This is a genomic window from Streptomyces sp. NPDC058650 (genome assembly GCF_042717315.1).
In the GTDB taxonomy this organism is placed as follows: domain Bacteria; phylum Actinomycetota; class Actinomycetes; order Streptomycetales; family Streptomycetaceae; genus Streptomyces.
The window spans coordinates 62,219-75,676 of sequence record NZ_JBHXRL010000009.1; the positions used below are offsets into that span (position 1 = coordinate 62,219).

Annotated in this window: 12 protein-coding genes; 5 read left to right on the forward strand and 7 right to left on the reverse strand. The window is 72.5% G+C overall.

Annotated elements, in window-relative coordinates; genetic code table 11:
* Positions 1-86: 86 nt before the first annotated feature.
* Both ACFWWU_RS18090 and ACFWWU_RS18095 read right to left on the reverse strand, forming a co-directional pair.
* On the reverse strand, positions 87-509 hold the full coding sequence (locus ACFWWU_RS18090; protein ID WP_384146721.1) for a PaaI family thioesterase: 423 nt from the start codon (positions 507-509) through the stop codon (positions 87-89).
* Positions 510-531: 22 nt separating this feature from the next.
* Positions 532-1,089 carry a sigma-70 family RNA polymerase sigma factor gene (locus ACFWWU_RS18095; protein ID WP_384146066.1) on the reverse strand — a complete coding sequence of 186 codons (558 nt, stop codon included), beginning with the start codon at positions 1,087-1,089 and terminating at the stop codon, positions 532-534.
* Positions 1,090-1,349: 260 nt separating this feature from the next.
* On the opposite strand from ACFWWU_RS18095, the gene ACFWWU_RS18100 reads away from it, so the two are divergent.
* Complete coding sequence (locus ACFWWU_RS18100; RefSeq protein WP_384146069.1) at positions 1,350-2,576, forward strand: CapA family protein; 1,227 nt, start codon at positions 1,350-1,352, stop codon at positions 2,574-2,576.
* A 139-nt stretch (positions 2,577-2,715) separates the two neighbouring features.
* Entirely contained in the window at positions 2,716-3,582 is an 867-nt protein-coding gene (locus ACFWWU_RS18105) for a polysaccharide deacetylase family protein (RefSeq protein WP_384146072.1), read from the forward strand.
* 63 nt (positions 3,583-3,645) lie between these two features.
* Here ACFWWU_RS18105 and ACFWWU_RS18110 read toward each other — a convergent pair whose 3' ends face one another.
* Positions 3,646-4,308, reverse strand: a complete 663-nt coding sequence (locus ACFWWU_RS18110) for a class F sortase (RefSeq protein ID WP_384146075.1) — start codon at positions 4,306-4,308, stop codon at positions 3,646-3,648.
* Positions 4,309-4,756: 448 nt separating this feature from the next.
* Between ACFWWU_RS18110 and ACFWWU_RS18115 the strand changes: the two genes are divergently transcribed.
* Positions 4,757-5,242, forward strand: a complete 486-nt coding sequence (locus tag ACFWWU_RS18115; protein ID WP_384146078.1) for a hypothetical protein — start codon at positions 4,757-4,759, stop codon at positions 5,240-5,242.
* Between the two features lie 103 nt (positions 5,243-5,345).
* Here ACFWWU_RS18115 and ACFWWU_RS18120 read toward each other — a convergent pair whose 3' ends face one another.
* The 3 genes from ACFWWU_RS18120 to ACFWWU_RS18130 form a co-directional block, all read right to left on the reverse strand.
* On the reverse strand, positions 5,346-5,909 hold the full coding sequence (locus ACFWWU_RS18120) for a hypothetical protein (RefSeq protein WP_384146080.1): 564 nt from the start codon (positions 5,907-5,909) through the stop codon (positions 5,346-5,348).
* Between the two features lie 166 nt (positions 5,910-6,075).
* Positions 6,076-6,840 carry a hypothetical protein gene (locus ACFWWU_RS18125; protein WP_384146083.1) on the reverse strand — a complete coding sequence of 255 codons (765 nt, stop codon included), beginning with the start codon at positions 6,838-6,840 and terminating at the stop codon, positions 6,076-6,078.
* A gap of 20 nt (positions 6,841-6,860) precedes the next feature.
* Positions 6,861-7,475, reverse strand: a complete 615-nt coding sequence (locus ACFWWU_RS18130) for a hypothetical protein (RefSeq protein ID WP_384146086.1) — start codon at positions 7,473-7,475, stop codon at positions 6,861-6,863.
* A gap of 606 nt (positions 7,476-8,081) precedes the next feature.
* On the opposite strand from ACFWWU_RS18130, the gene ACFWWU_RS18135 reads away from it, so the two are divergent.
* Positions 8,082-8,894 (forward strand): SAM-dependent methyltransferase, encoded by an 813-nt coding sequence (locus tag ACFWWU_RS18135; RefSeq protein ID WP_384146089.1) that lies wholly within the window; start codon positions 8,082-8,084, stop codon positions 8,892-8,894.
* Positions 8,891-11,056 (forward strand): putative bifunctional diguanylate cyclase/phosphodiesterase, encoded by a 2,166-nt coding sequence (locus tag ACFWWU_RS18140; RefSeq protein ID WP_384146093.1) that lies wholly within the window; start codon positions 8,891-8,893, stop codon positions 11,054-11,056. Before ACFWWU_RS18135 ends, ACFWWU_RS18140 begins: the two co-directional genes overlap by 4 nt.
* Before the next feature lie 140 nt (positions 11,057-11,196).
* Here the strand turns inward: ACFWWU_RS18140 and ACFWWU_RS18145 are convergent, their stop codons facing one another.
* Positions 11,197-13,371, reverse strand: coding sequence for a hypothetical protein (locus ACFWWU_RS18145; RefSeq protein ID WP_384146096.1), 2,175 nt, complete (start codon positions 13,369-13,371; stop codon positions 11,197-11,199).
* Between the last annotated feature and the right edge of the window lie 87 nt (positions 13,372-13,458).

Genomic DNA, 13,458 nt, shown 5'->3' on the forward strand with positions numbered 1-13,458 from the left:
ACGTTTTCCGGCCGGATAGGTGCCGGTGGGGCGCGTGTTGCCAGGCGTGGCGTACGGGGCGGGAGCGGCGGGGAGCCGTGGCCGGATCAGCCGAGGAGCGCGTACACGGCGGTCGCGTGGGCGGCGGTCTCGTCCGTGCCGTCGGCCGTCATCGTGATGTCGGCGAAGGCCATCCGCTTGCCCGTCTTGGTGAGCCGGGCCCGCACCAGGACGTCGCTGCCGACGACCGCCCGCTGGAAGGTGATGGACTGCTGGACGGTGGTCATCGGGACGAAGCCGCCGCGTGCCGCGGCGACCGCGATGACCGTCGCCGTGTCGGCCGCGGCCATCAGGGCCTGGCCGCAGAGGCCGCCGCCCTCCCGGGCGAGCCGGTCGGACCAGGGGAGCCGGAGCACGGCCCCGGATCCGTCGACGGAGGCGACGGATTCGATGGTGAGTCCCAGGTCGAGCACCCAGGGGGCGAAGTTGTCGGCGAGGATCTTTTCGGCGGCGGTGGGCGTCAGAGCCACGGCGTCGGGAGTCGTCACGGCGTCATTGTGGGGCCGCGGCGCGCGGCCGGGCAACGCCCGCGCGGTGCGGACGGTAGCCGGGCAGGGACCGGCCGAGCTGCCGCAGGGCGTAGTGCGAGCGGGATTTGACGGTCCCGGCGGGGATGCCGAGGTCCACGGCGGCCTCGTTGACGGTCAGACCGTGGAAATAGATGCGGACGAGCACCTCCCGGTGCTCGGGGCTCAGTTCGCGGACGGCGGCCCGTACGTCGAGCGCGGCCTCGGCGGAGGCGGTGGCGTCGGCCGGGTCGGGCGTCACCGCGAGGACGCCGTCGCCGATCTCGGCGGGCCGGGCGAGGCGCGAGCGGCGCGCGTCGATGGCCAGTCGGCGGGCCACGGTGAAGAGCCAGGGCCGCATGGACTCGTAGGGCCCTTCGAAGGCCTCGGGGTGGAGCCAGGCCCGTACGAGGGTCTCCTGGGCGAGGTCCTCGGCGCGCTGCCGGTCGCCGTAGGTCAGCCCGAGCAGGAAGGAGAGCAGTGCCGGGCCGTGGTCCCGCTGCAACTGCTCCAGGTTCCGTTCGTCGGTCGTCGCCGTCGTCATGCTCCCCGCCTCTCCCTCGGCTCGTCGTCCCGGCGGTATACGAACGCATCCGGAAGAGGAGTGACAGGGAAGGGACATCGGTCTGCGACGAACGGTCGCACAGAGCGGCGAATGGTACGGCGAACGGTCAGGCGGAGCTGTTGCGTCCGTTTCAGCGGGGTTCGTGTGCTTGTACGGCCTTGACCCTTGACTGCGGCTTTCCTGCGCGATCAATTCTTCAGAACAGGTGTTCATAGCAAGAGCTGAGCGGAGTGCCGTAGATGACCTCACGCACCAGACCGGCGGCGATGGCGGTCGCCGCCCTCCTCGTCGCTGCGGCCACCGGCTGCACCGAAGGCAGTGCCCCGGGCGGCGGCGCCCCTGCCCCCGGGCTGACGGCCGGGCAGCCCGCCACCGGTCGGACCGCGGCACCGCCCGCCGCGCCGTCCGCCGCCCCGGGCGGAGCCTCCGCACCCGCCGGATTCACCCTCGTCGCCTCCGGTGACGTCCTCCCGCACGACTCCATCATCCGTCGCGCGGCCCAGGACGCCGGCGGCGACGGCTACGACTTCGGTCCCATGCTCTCGGGGGTCAAGAGCGTCGTCTCCCCCGCCGACCTGGCCATCTGCCACATGGAGACCGTGTACGGGAAGGAGGGCGGCCCCTACACCGGCTACCCCGCCTTCAAGTCGCCGCCCGAGGTCGCCACCGCCCTCAAGGCCACCGGGTACGACTCCTGTTCCACCGCGTCCAACCACACGCTCGACGACGGCGCGGCCGGGCTCCGCCGCACCCTGGACGCCCTGGACGCGGCCGGGATCCGGCACGCCGGCTCCGCCCGTACCGCCGAGGAGGCGGCGCGGCCCACGCTGATGACGGCGGGCGGCGCCACGGTCGCGCAGCTCGCCTACACCTACGACACCAACGGGTACCCGCTGCCCGAGGGGCAGCCCTGGGCGGTCCAGCTGCTCGACGAGCGCAAGGTGATCGCCGACGCGCGCGCGGCCCGCGCGGCCGGCGCCGACGTCGTCGTGGTCAGCGTCCACTGGGGCACCGAGTGGCAGACCGACGCCGACGAACGGCAGCTCTCCCTCGGCCGCGCGCTCACCGCCTCCACGAGCGACGGCCGCCCCGACATCGATTTGATCATCGGCACGCATGCCCATGTTCCCCAGGCGTACGAGAAGGTCAACGGCACCTGGATCGTCTACGGGATGGGCGACCAGATCGCCGGGGACATGATCAACCACGAGGGCGCCTTCGACCCCCGGGGCAACCAGGGCACTCTGGGCCGCTTCACCTTCGCCCCGCCCAAGGAGCCCGGAGCGCGCTGGGAGGTCACCAAGGCCGAGTTCGTCCCGCAGTGGTTCGACACCGGCCGAGGCCGGGTCGTCAACCTCGGCGCGGCGGGTGACGGCGACCCGCGCCACTCCTCGATCCGCGAGACGATCCGGCAGGTCGTGCTCAGCAGGGGAGCGGACAAGGACGGCCTGACCATGGGGAAGTAGGACGTTCTCCGGTACGGGGGCCGGTCACGGCACGACGGTGAGGCTATCGGCTCATCGGGTGTTTTCGGACAGGGGGCCGGTGTCGATGAGCCGGCTGGACCCTCGCCCGTACGAACCATTGGTCATGAAAAAGGATCAGATGCCCAGTGGGCGTCGGGCGGTGCTGCGCCTCGCCGCGGCGCTCGGCGCCACGGCCACCGTCGGATACCTCGCGGCGGACCGGCTCGCCGCGCCCGAGCGGCCCACGGGCGCCGCCCCCGCACCCCAGGGCGCACCGGGCGCGGGACCCGCGGCGGGGCCGGCCGCCGGTCCGCAGGCCGCGCGGGCGGCCCGGCTGCGCCCGTCCTCGTACCGGCTCCAGCCGATGACCGCGTACGCGCCCCCGGCCTTCCGGCGCGCGGTGCCGCCGGTGCGGCAGCGGCCCTTCCTCAGCATGTCCGGGGTCGGCCGCTCGATGGTGCTGTCCTTCGACGACGGCCCCGACCCCCGCTACACCCCCGCCATCCTGGAGACCCTGCGCCGGTACGACTGCCGGGCGATGTTCTTCGTATGCGGCGAGATGGCCGTCGAGAACCCGGACCTGCTGCGGGAGATGGCCGCCGACGGGCACGTCGTCGGCAATCACTCGTGGTCCCACCCCCTCATCCCCAAGCTCCGGCCCTCCCTGATCCGTGACGAGCTCGGCTCCACCAGCGAGGTCGTCGAGCGGACCCTCGGTGCCGCCCCGCTCTGGTACCGCGCCCCCTACGGAGCCTGGAACCGGCACTCCTTCGAGATCGGCGCCGAGCTGGGGATGGAGCCGCTCGCCTGGACGGTCGACACCCTCGACTGGAAGGAGCCGGGCACGGGCACGATCGTCCGCCGCGTCATCGACGGCGCCGCCCCCGGCGCCGTCGTCCTCTCCCACGACGCGGGCGGCGACCGCTCCCAGAGCGTGGTCGCGCTCCGCCGCTATCTGCCCGAACTCCTCGACGCCGGCTACCACATCACCGTGCCGAGGCGCTGACGGCGGTCGTACGAGAAGGCCCCGGCACTGTGGGTGCCGGGGCCCTTCGCCGTGTCGTGACCGTCAGCGGGAGCCGACCATGCGGGCGTACACGACGACGTTCCCGTCATAGCCGCGCGCCCGTGTGTAGCCGCCTCCGCAGGTGATCACCCGGAGTTCGGGGTGCCCGGTGTCCGCGTAGACCTGCACGCCGGGGAAGTCGTTCTTGGAGTAGACCTCGACCCCGTAGATCTCGAAGACCGCGACCCGGCCGTCGTACCGCTCGACCTCGACGTGCTGGCCCTTCTCCAGTGAACCCAGGCCGTAGAAGACCGCCGGGCCCCGCTCGTTGTCGACGTGGCCGACGACGACCGAAGTCCCGCGCTGCCCGGGGGAGATGCCGTTCTGGTACCACCCGGCGAGGTTGGCGTCCTGCGGGGGCGGCGCCGCCACCCAGCCGTCCGCGTCCAGGCCCACGTCCATGATCGGCGCGGCGACCCGGATCGCGGGGATCTTGATCCGGGAGGCCGGCGCGAAGGGCAGCGGCTCCAGACCGGCGGTCTCCTCGGCCGGCGGCGGGACGACCGGCCGCGCCACGGGCCGTGCGGCCGCGGCGGGTTGGGGCGGCCCGAGGGCGACGTCGACCCCGTTGCGCATCATGGCGAGTCCGGACAGCATGGCGAGGGCCAGGACGCCCCAGGGTTGGCGTCTCCTGCGCTCGAAGACGCGGAAGTCCTTCGGGGGCATGGTTCTCCCTTCGTGGCGTCGTCAGAACGGTAAGGGCGGCGGGAGGGGCCGTCGCCCCGGACGCGGCGAACGGGTGGGGGCCGCCGCCGGACGGGTGCAGGGCGGGGGAGAGCGGCCCGGAGACCGGCCTGGAGATCGGCGAGCGCGGAGTGCCGGACGCGCGCCGAGGGGTCGCCCGCCTCCCCGTGGGGTCGCCCGCCTCCCCGTGGGGACAGCCGGGTGACATGGGGCTGGACCATCCGAGTATTCGTCAGATAAGCACCCCGGACCGCTGTGACCTGCGGTTCCGACCGGTGCACGGGGCGAATTCCGGGCGTGTCGCCTCACTGGGGTGGACCAGTGCCGACGTGCACGGCTCGCCCCGACTTGTGATGGTTCGTCATGGAAGGCGTACTCGTCGAATTTCCCGGAGCACCGCTTTGGGGCGTCTTCCACTGGAGGTTCAACCATGCGTGCTGCACGCACTCTGGCGGTGGCCGCCACCGCGTTCGCGGCGGTCGGGCTCGCTGCCCCTCTCGCCGCCGCCACCAACGGGCCGAGCAACGTTCAGGTCAACCCGTTCGACGTCCACGCGGGGTCGACGATCACGATCACCGCCAAGGGTTGCGGCCACGGCGGCACGGTCACGTCCAACGCCTTCCCGGAGACCAACCTCTCCGTCAACTCCAACGGGCTCTCCAGCGCCATCGCCCGTGTCCACAACAACGCCACCCCGGGCAGCTACAACCTGGCCGTGAAGTGCAGCGACAGCTCCCGGATCGTCACGCATCCGTTCCGCGTCCTCGCGGGCCGCGGTGCGCAGGGCGGTCTGGGCGGTTCGCTGGCTCCCAGCTCCACCGAGATGGCCATCGGCGGCAGCCTGGTCGCCGCCGCCGCGCTCGGCGGTGGACTCTTCATCGTCCGCCGTCGCCGTATGACCGGCGCGGGAGTCTGACCGGCCGAACCTCCCGGTCGGCCTGCTGTGCCCGTCGCCCCCGAGTCCGTGCCAGGACCCGGGGGCGACGGGCGTCCGCAGACGCCCCGCCCCCGCTCCCCGTTCAGTGGCGGCGGGAGTCGCCGGAGCGGCGACGGACCACGTACACGACACCGGTCGCGGCGGCCAGCACCAGAGCCGTGCCGGCCGCGAGCATTCCCCCGTCCACCTCGTCCACCGAGCCGCCGAGACCGCCCTGGACCCCGCGCGGGGGAGTGAGCAGCGTGGAGCTGATGGTCGGGGTGGCCGTGGGCGTACCGCTGATCGTCAGATCCACGGTGTCCTGCACACCACCGGTGCAGTTGAAGGACACCGTGTACACCGCACCACGCCGGGCGTCCCAGTCCACGACGGCGGTCGCCGCCGAGTTCGGTGCGATGGTGACGGTGTCGAAGATGCCGGCCGAGGCCGTCGCCGTACTGGCGCAGCCGGGGGCGCTCAGCGTCACCCGGCCGCCCGGGGCGACGACCGACGGCGACACGACGAAGTCGCCCGGTGCCTTGGCTCCCGGTGCCCGCGGATTGGTGGCGGGGGCACCCTCCGCCGCGAAGGCGACGGTGGCGGGGGCGGCCAGGGCGAGGGCGGCCGCCCCCAGCAGGGCAGTGGTCGCGGCACGTATCGCGCGCATGGTGAATCCTCCGGGTTCCGAGGGGCAGCCGCGAAACGGGATTTCCGCGAAGGGCCTGCGTGCACCTCGATGCCCGAAACGCTAGGAGCGCACTACCACAGCCGCGATCCCAGGCGTGCGAATGGGGCACCCTTGTCCCTCGTGCGGCCCAATCGGACGCCTGGGCTCACCCTGTGACCTGCGGGAACAGATCGGTGAACGGCGTGGCGGTGGCGGAGATGCCCCGGCCGAACGGCGCGTCGAAGTCCCAGATGAGGAACAACAGGAACGCGATCAGCACGCTGAAGAGCCCGGCGAGCAGCAACTCCCGTCCCGTCCTGCGGATCTGGAGCGTGAAGATCAGGCCGACGGTGACCAGGGCGCCGATGATCAGGCCGAACCAGACCACCCCCGGCATCGTCGCCCCCGCGCTCTGCCCGCGTGCGCCCCGGGCGTCGTCGGCCGCGGCGACCTGGTCGACCAGCGGCTGGTAGGCCTGGCCCTCGAAGTCGTTGGCGGGCTGGTAGTCGGTGACGCTCCGGCGCACCTTCTCCAGGAGCGCGGTGCCCTCCTCGCTCAGCTCGCCTTCATCGGACATGTACGTCCACTCCTTGTCGACCACGTACGCGACGTACGCGTCGACATCGGCGCGGATTTCGGTGCGGACGTCCAGGGGGTAGACCTCGACGCGGGCCGAGATCTCGTGCATCGCCTGGGCCTCCTGCCGCACGGTCTCCTGTGCGGCGCCCCGGGCCTCCCAGACGCCGGCGATGGCGAGACCGAGGACGATCGCGTAGATCACGCCGATCATCATCGTCATGTACTCGATGACGTCGGGGGTCTCGCTGGGGTCGTCGTCCTCCGGGATACGACGGTGGTTGATGACGACGATGGTCAGGACGACGGCGACGGCGGCGGCCATCGCGAGGGTGAGTACGAGCCATTCGGACATGGGTGAACCTCCGGCGGAGCTCAGCGGGAGCGGGGGCGCAGGATCGCGGTCGCGAGCACTGCGGGAGCGATGATCACCAGCGTCATCGTGACGACGGACGTGCCGCCCTTCGGCTGGGGCCGCGCGGTGCGGCGGTAGTGCGGGAGGGCGACGGGCCCCTGGGCCGGGGGCCGGGGCCCCGCGGTGGGCGCGGGCGCGGGCGCGGGGGCGGGCGCGGGGGTGGGAGGTGACGACGGCGGCGTGGGCGCCGGAGTGCGCTCCGGTGGGACCGGGGTGGCCGGTGCGGGGGAGGCGGGCTCCGGGCGCGGTGCGGGGGTGGTCACCGGGGGAGGCGGCGGCGTCGTCGTCCGTACGGGAGGCGGGGGTGGCGCCGGGACGGTCGGGGGCTGGGGCTGGGGCTGCGGCTTCGGCGTCGTGGGCCGGGGCACGGACGTCGTGGGCGGCGGAGGCGGCGGTGGAGCGGGGGTGGGTGAGCACGCGCCCGGCCCGATGACCGCCACCGAGGTGTGCGAACCGTCGGGGCCGGTCGTGGCGTAGGCGCAGGAGTCGGCGGCGGCGGGGACGGGTGTGGCGAGCAGCCACACGAGTCCGAGGGCCGCCAGCGACCGCGCGAGGGGTGATCCGTACAGAGACACGCCGTCGAGCTTGATCACAGACGCGGCGAACCGGGGCGGAAACGGCGGGGATTCGCCGGATGGAGGGGTTCTCACGACGCGTGGTTTGACGTTTCGCCGATCCGGAGGCGGATTCGGCGGAATGCCCGGGTACCGCCGAGCCGTGTGATTCGCCGCCGGGGCTCCGCTCCGCTTCGGCCGTCCTCCGACCTGACTTAGTCAGGGTCCCGTCAGGACTTCACCGGAACTCCGGGGGAGTCCCTCGGGGCTCCGGTGCGAGAACTGTCCGGTTGTCGCCCTGTCATGGGCGTCGGACGGCACGGCACCCCGCGTCGTCGACGGCTCGTCGTCGGAGGCAACGACCGAGGTGCGCCAAGGGCATGCGCCCCCGTAGGGTGCGGCTGAGGGCGGCCGGGGAGTCGACGCACACTCATATGCACGTGAATTTGCACGACCTGAAGGCGTGAAATCTGCGCTCCATGAGCATGTGCCTATGACGTGTGACCAAGAACGGACCGCGAATTTCCGTTTCTACTCGCTCTCCCGGCGGGCGGTCAGTAGCCTCACCTCGAACACCGGCCGCGAACACATGGCCGCATCCCCCATGGCGACTTGTTGGAGACATTGATGGAGCGTCCCGCCTGGGCTCCGCCGGGTATCGACATTTCGGTGCCGAGCGTGTCCCGTATGTACGACTTCTATCTGGGCGGCTCGCACAATTTCGAAGTGGACCGGGAAGCGGCGCGCAAGGCCATGGAGTTCATGCCTGGCCTGCCCAAGATCATGCAGGCGAACCGTGCCTTCATGCGGCGCGCCGTCCGCCACGCCGTTGACAACGACGTCACCCAGTTCCTCGACATCGGCTCCGGCATACCCACCTTCGGCAACGTGCACGAGGTCGCCCGGGCCGCGGACCCCGCCGCGCGGGTCGTCTACGTCGACCACGACCCGGTCGCCGTCGCCCACAGCCGCGCCGTCCTGGAGGGGGACGAGGCAGCCTCGGTCGTCGCCGCCGACCTGCGCAAGCCGGCCGACATCCTGCGCAGCCCCGAGGTGTCCCGACTCATCGACCTGGACCGGCCGGTGGCCCTGCTCCTCGTCGCCGTCCTCCACTTCCTGGAGGACGAGGACCGGCCCTACGAGGCCGTCGCCGAGCTGATCGACGCCCTCGCGCCCGGCAGCCTCCTCGTCGTCACCCACGCCTCGTACGAGGGCATCCCGCTCACCGAGGAGCAGGCCGGCGGCACCGTCGGCGTCTACCGGAACATCCGCAACCCCCTGGTGATGCGGTCGGGCGAGGAGATCACCCGCTTCTTCGCGGGCACCCAGCTGGTCGAGCCCGGGCTGGTCCCGATGCCCGCCTGGCGACCGGACAGTCCGGTCGAGGAGGAGGATCCCTACGCCTTCTCCGGCTTCGCAGGGGTGGGGCGCAAGGCGTGAAGGTCCCGTCGCAGCCCACCGGTACCGTCGCCGAGGCGGACGGTCCGGAGGACAGACTCAGGCGGTTCGTCACCATCTGGAGCCGCGCGATCTTCCCGGTGACGGCCACCTCGCTGACCCGCGCCGAGTTCGAGGGGCACCTGCTGCCGCTGGCCCGCACCCTGTGCGACGCGCTGCACGCCCGGCCCTTCGACACGGCCCCCGCCCAGCGCGCCGGCGCGGCCCTCGTCGCCGCCCACTGCACCGACCCCGACGCGCTCGGCCGCAGCCTCGGCGTGGTCGACTCGTACCTGGTGCTGTACTGCGGTACGGAGTCGGACCTCCCGGCCGAGGAGCTCCGTGCCCGCTGCGCCCGGCTCCAGCACGCCATGGCCGCCGGCTACGCGCAGGCCCTGCGCGAGCGGACCCGCGCCGAACAGGAGGCGATCGCCCGCTCCGCGCTCGCCGCCCGCAGCGCCGCCGAGATCGCCCTCCACGCCACCGAGAGCCGCTTCCGCGCGGTCTTCGACGGAGCCGCCGTCGGCATCGGCATCGCCGACCTCGACGGCAACGTCCTGGAGGTCAACGAGACCCTCACCCGCATGTTCGGCGGGATGGAGGGCCAGGTGCGCAGCCGGAACGTCAGCGAGTGGGCCCACCCCGAGGACGGCCCGCACGTCTGGAAGCTGTACGAGGAGCTCGTCCGCGGCGAGCGGGAGTCCTACCGGGTGGAGAAGCCCTACTACCGCGGTGACGGAACGGTTCTCTGGACCAACCTCACCGTCTCGCTCCTCCGCGACGCCGAGGGACGGCCCCAGTACCAGCTCGCCCTGATGGAGGACACCACCGAACGGCGGCTGCTCCACCTGCGCCTGCGGTACGAGGCCACCCACGACGCGCTCACCGGCCTGCCGAACCGGACCCTTTTCTTCGAACGCCTGGAGAAGGCGCTCGTTTCCGGCGAGAACTCCCGCTTCGGCCTCTGCTACCTCGACCTCGACGGCTTCAAGGTCATCAACGACAGCCTCGGCCACTCCACCGGCGACCGGCTGCTCGTCGAGGTCGCCGACCGGCTGCAGAGCTGCGTCACCGGCTCGGGCGAGATGGTGGCCCGGCTCGGCGGGGACGAGTTCGTCGCCCTCACCACCGGCTGCGCCGGCGAACAGGACGTCACCGAACTCGCCGACCGCATCCTCGGCGCCCTCTCCACCCCCCTGCGCATCGACGGCCGCGAACTGACTGTCCGCGGCAGCCTCGGCGTGGTCGAGGGACCGGCGGGGGAGCGGACCCCGGCCGAGGTGCTGCGCAGCGCCGACATCACCATGTACCGGGCCAAGTCCGCGGGCGGCAACCGCTTCGAGCTCGCCGACCCCGAGGCCGACGCCCGCGCCATCACCCGGCACAGCCTGACGACGGCGCTGCCCACGGCCCTGGAGCGCGGCGAGTTCTTCATCGAGTACCAGCCGCTCGTCCACCTCGGCGACGGCAGCGTGCACGGCGCCGAGGCGCTGGTCCGCTGGTGCCACCCGCAGCACGGGGTGCTCGGCCCCGACCGGTTCATCCCGCTCGCCGAGGACACCGGCCTCATCGTGCCGCTCGGCCGCTGGGTGCTCCAGGAGGCCGTGCGCCAGGCCCGCTTCTGGCAGACCCGGCACTCCGACGGCGGCCCGCTGCGTATCAACGTCAACCTGTCCCCGACCCAGCTGCACCACCCGCGGCTGGTCGCCGACACCGTCGACGTCCTGGAACGGTCGGGGCTCGAACCGGGCGCGCTCTGCCTGGAGGTGACCGAGTCGGCGCTGATCGGCGCCGACGAGGACCTGCTGAAGCCGCTGCGGCAGCTCGCCGAGATGGGCGTGGACATCGCGCTCGACGACTTCGGCACCGGCTACTCGAACCTCGCCAACCTGCGCCGTCTGCCGGTGAGCGTCCTGAAGCTCGACCGGTCCTTCACCCGGGGCATGCAGCAGCACCCGGTGGACCCGGTCGACCTCAAGATCGTCGAGGGCATCGTCTCCCTGGCCCACAGCCTGGAGCTCGCCGTCACGGTCGAGGGCGTGGAGACCGGCGCCCAGGCCCGCCAGCTCCGCGAACTCGGCTGCGACACCGCCCAGGGCTGGTACTACGCCCGCCCCGGAGCCCCGGACCGCATCCACTCGCTGCTCCTGGCGGACGCGGTCTGAGACCCGAGCGTACGAATCCGGCCTCCCCGCGCGGAGCGGGGAGGCCGGGAAGAGGTATGGGGGAGGAAAGCGGAGAGACTATTCAAGGAGTGGGTAGAAGGAAGCCTCTCCATGGCCTCGCCCCGGAACGACCGTAACACTCAGGCGGGCAGCAGGTCGCGCAGATTTTCCGGGGTGACCACACGCGAGCCCGGCGCCAGGCCGTCCGGGCGCTCCAGGCCGATGTACGTGACCGGGGCGTCCGGCAGCGTACGACCGTCCCAGAGTGTCGTCGGCGCCCCCGACTCCTCCATCAACGCCACCAGATGGCGAACCGTCAGGGGAGTTCGGCCGAGCAGACCGCGCAGCAGGAGCGCGATCGACACCCGGTGCTCCTCGACCCGGTTCGCCGACGGCCGCCCCCGCAGGTACAGATGCAGCCAGTGCGCGTGCCAGCGGCCCTCGTCGTCCCGCCGGAACGCGAGCGGCAGCGCGGCCCGGCCGGGCCCCCGCAGGTCCGACTTCATCCGGACGGTACGCGGCTCGAACGGCCGGCCCCGCTGCGCGGACTCGCGCAGCATGAAGCCGAAGAAGCACTCCGCCGCCTCGTCGAAGTCCTCGCCCGAGAAGACGTGCACCTGCGGAACGATGAAGGTGCCGCGCACCGCGCCGAGCCGCAGATCGATGAACTCCGATGCCCCGTCCGGCGCTTGGGTGATGTCACCGGAGTGACTGCCCTCGACGTCGGTGAGCGCCGTGTACGAAAGCCAGGTGACCGTCGCGTAGTTCTCGTCCAGGACGAGCGCCGACAGATCGTGGTCCGTGGTGCGCCCGGCCTCCCTCCAGTACGTGAAGAAGCGCAGCAGCTCGCCCTCGACCGGTGAGACGGAGCCGCGCGGCAGGACGCCGAACCCCGCCGAGGCCGCCCGGCCGCTCAACGGCAGCGCCACGTCGAGGACTTCGGGGTCGATCAGGAGCTGTCCGGGGACCGGAAGCCGGCGCCGGGTCTCCGCGTCGAGCACCTCGACGAGCCGCTCGCGGACGGCGTCCGCCAGCGGCGGGCGCGTGTCGGCGGTGACCCAGGCCTTGCCCTCCCGGTTCACGAACACGCGGCGCCCGTGACTCCCGCCCACGCGATTCTGGACGTGCTCGCGCACCGACAGGACGACCCGGCCCGACACCTCAGGCGCGACCCGCTCCGCGGCCGCGAGGACGGCGTCCCGCTCCTTGCCCTCCGCCGCGCCGCGAAGGAGCCGGTCCAGGGCGCGGAACAGGCGCCCCGGGGCCGCCGAGGCCAGCAGCTCGGCAGCGGCCGTGACATCACCCCGCCCGAGCATCTCCTCCACACGGCTGTCGACCGACGGTGCCTTCCGCTCGCCCCGGGCCACGGCGAACACCTCGGCGGCGTGCGGAAAGTGCGGGTACTCGTGGGGGTGCAGCCGCTCCCCGAGCCGCTTCCACGCCTCCGCGTGCGCGGACACGTCCGCGAGCTTGGCCGGGGACGCCGCCACGACCGCGTCGAGCCCCGCGAGCAGACGGCGGCGGTAGGGGCGGGACAGAGCGCGGAATCGGGTGGGCTCGCGCAGGGTGACATCGCCCTCCGCGAGGGCGCAGGCCAGCCGCAGGACATCCGTCACGGTGTCGAGCAGCGGGGCGGCGCCCGCCCGCAGCCGGGCGCGGTTGACCACGGCGCGGTTCTCCCGGACGGTGATCGTCTCGGGCTGGGGGCCGTCCGCGCAGTGCTCGGCGAGCAGGGCCAGATCACGCAGATGCTCGTCGCCGAGCGGGGTCGTGCTGCCGGCCAGGGCCAGGTAGAGCCCGCTGACCTCGGCGTCCCCTTCCGCGCCCAGGTGCAGCACCGTCAGCCGGTCACCGGCCGCCGCGATCAGCTCGTCGTGCACGGCGAGCATCTCCTCGTACGTGTGGCGGTATCGGCCGTACGAGGGGAGGGTCAGCAGGTCGAGGACGCCCGCGCGCAGCTGGTCGAGCACTCCGGCGCGGGCGTCGACGTCGTCGAGCGCCTCGATCACGCACGCCGTCCAGAAGTCGAGCGTGTCCGGCACGTTGGCCGGGAAGTCGACGAAGTAGACGTTGTGCCGCACGTGGTCGCCGACGAGTTCGCGGACCGTGGCCAGGGTCCGGACGGCGGTGTCGACGACGGTCGGCTCCGCGCATCCCGACAGGCGCTCGATCAGCTCGGTCGAGAGCGTGAACCCGGCGGTCATCAGGGCCGCGTCGAACCTGCGAACGGCGGCGGCCCCGTCTCCGGCCGGACCGGTGGGGCAGGGGAGACGCAGGGTGTGCCGGACGACCAGGTGTTCGAGAGCGTGGACCATGGACGCATGCTCGCAGCCGCGCGCTGCCTGTCGCACGCGGATTTCGGGGCCTCGGACTCTGCTGCCTCAGACCGTGGTTCCGGCCTC